The organism is Stenotrophomonas maltophilia group sp. Smal13 (assembly GCF_030236855.1).
In the GTDB taxonomy this organism is placed as follows: domain Bacteria; phylum Pseudomonadota; class Gammaproteobacteria; order Xanthomonadales; family Xanthomonadaceae; genus Stenotrophomonas; species Stenotrophomonas maltophilia_A.
This window is the reverse complement of record NZ_JASJSQ010000167.1, coordinates 1-2,021: the sequence shown is the minus strand read 5'-3', so window position 1 is coordinate 2,021 and position 2,021 is coordinate 1. Positions and strand designations below refer to the sequence as shown.

3 protein-coding genes are annotated in these 2,021 nt (G+C 65.6%); all 3 read left to right on the top strand.

The window, feature by feature from the left end:
* Positions 1 to 207 precede the first annotated feature (207 nt).
* Complete coding sequence (locus QRO95_RS25165) at positions 208 to 510, top strand: DUF962 domain-containing protein (protein ID WP_049422150.1); 303 nt, start codon at positions 208 to 210, stop codon at positions 508 to 510.
* 66 nt (positions 511 to 576) lie between these two features.
* Positions 577 to 1,536, top strand: a complete 960-nt coding sequence (locus tag QRO95_RS25160) for an SPFH domain-containing protein (protein WP_005410704.1) — start codon at positions 577 to 579, stop codon at positions 1,534 to 1,536.
* A gap of 1 nt (position 1,537) precedes the next feature.
* Positions 1,538 to 1,972: an NfeD family protein gene (locus QRO95_RS25155; protein WP_285303743.1), complete on the top strand. Its 435-nt coding sequence runs from the start codon at positions 1,538 to 1,540 to the stop codon at positions 1,970 to 1,972.
* The last annotated feature ends 49 nt before the right edge of the window (positions 1,973 to 2,021 follow it).

Below are 2,021 nucleotides of genomic sequence, written 5' to 3'. Positions count from 1 at the left end.
GGCTCCTACATACCGCGTAGGAGCCGGGAGGAACATACAAGCCATGCTCGACTGCAACTGGGAGGGCCAGTCGAGCATGGCTCGCCTCTACAAAGGCAGCGCCACCGGATCATGCACTGACTTGTCAGAATCGGCCACGCTGTCCAGGCCGCTTTCCCTCCCGGGAAGGCGCATGATGGCGGTGACCACGGCCCCCGGAACACGCACATGTCCCGCTTCGCCAGCTTCCGCGAGTTCTATCCGTTCTATCTCAGCGAGCACCGCCACCCGGTATCGCGCCGGCTGCACTTCGTCGGCAGCTGCGGCGTGCTGCTGCTGGTCGTTGCAGCGATCCTGCGCGGGCAGCCGGTGCTGTTGCTGGCCGCCCTGTTCTGCGGTTACAGCTTCGCCTGGGTCGGCCATTTCTTCTTCGAGAAGAACCGCCCGGCCACCTTCCAGCACCCGCTGTACTCGTTCATGGGCGACTGGGTGATGTTCGCCGACATCCTGCGCGGGCGCGTGCCCTGGTAGCTCCGCTGTGAATGTGGCCTTCACGCGCTATGCTGGGGCCTGGACGTCATAGATAAGGAAAGCAAGATGTTCCCGACCATGTTCTTTACCGTGGTACTGGCCTTCGTGGCCGTGGTGATCCTGTTCAAGGCAGTACGGATGGTGCCCCAGGGCTACGAGTGGACCGTCGAGCGCTTCGGGCGCTACACGCACACCATGACCCCCGGCCTGCATTTCCTGATCCCGATCGTGTACGGGGTGGGGCGCAAGGTGAACATGATGGAGCAGGTGCTGGACGTGCCCAGCCAGGAAGTGATCACCAAGGACAACGCCGCCGTGCGCGTGGACGGCGTGGTGTTCTTCCAGGTACTGGATGCCGCCAAGGCCGCCTATGAGGTGGCCAACCTGGAAGTGGCGATGATCGCCCTGGTGCAGACCAACATCCGTACCGTGATCGGTTCGATGGATCTGGATGAATCGCTCAGCCAGCGCGAGGTGATCAATGCCCAGCTGCTGAGCGTGGTCGACCATGCCACCAATCCCTGGGGCGTGAAGGTCAACCGCATCGAGATCCGCGACATCCAGCCGCCGCGCGATCTGCTGGATGCGATGGCGCGGCAGATGAAGGCCGAGCGCGAAAAGCGCGCGCAGATCCTCGAGGCAGAGGGTTCACGGCAGTCGGAGATCCTGCGCGCCGATGGCGAGAAGCAGGCCACCGTGCTGGAAGCTGAAGGCCGTCGCGAAGCCGCGTTCCGCGATGCCGAGGCGCGCGAGCGCCTGGCCGAGGCCGAAGCGATGGCGACCAAGGTGGTGTCGGCCGCGATTGCCGAGGGTGACGTGCAGGCGATCAACTACTTCGTCGCGCAGAAGTACGTGGAAGCGTTCAAGGAGCTGGCCAGTTCGCCGAACCAGAAGCTGGTGCTGATGCCGATGGAGGCCAGTGGCGTGATCGGTTCGATCGCGGGCGTGGCCGAACTGGCGAAGCAGGCGCTGGCCAGCCAGGACAACAAGGCCGCGGGCAAGCGGCCGCCGCCGCTCGGAGGCTGACATGCGCTGGGAAGTCGTCGGTTGGGGCGCGCTGGCGCTGCTGCTGTTCGCGGCCGAAGCGCTGGCGCCGGGTGCGTTCATGCTGTGGATCGGCATTGGCGCGGCGGCAGTGTTCGTACTGGTTGCGGTGTTCAGCGACATTCCACTGTTGTGGCAGGTGATCGCTTTCGTCCTGCTGAGTGTGGTCTCGATCCAGTGCTACCGGCGCTGGGGGAGGCCGCGGGCACGGCCCAGCGATGCGCCGTTGCTCAACCGCCGTGCCGAGCAGCTGGTCGGCCGGGAGGTCGCATTGCAGCAGGCCATCGTCGGTGGCCAGGGACGGGTCAGCATTGACGATGCGTCCTGGCAGGTGAGCGGTCCGGAGCTGCCTGCGGGTACGTGGGTGCGGGTGGTGGCGGTGCAGGGCAGCACGCTGCTGGTCGAAGCGGTGGCCTAGGGGTTCCCAGCCAACGGCGGAGCCCCTCGTGGGTGGTCGCGGAAGGTGG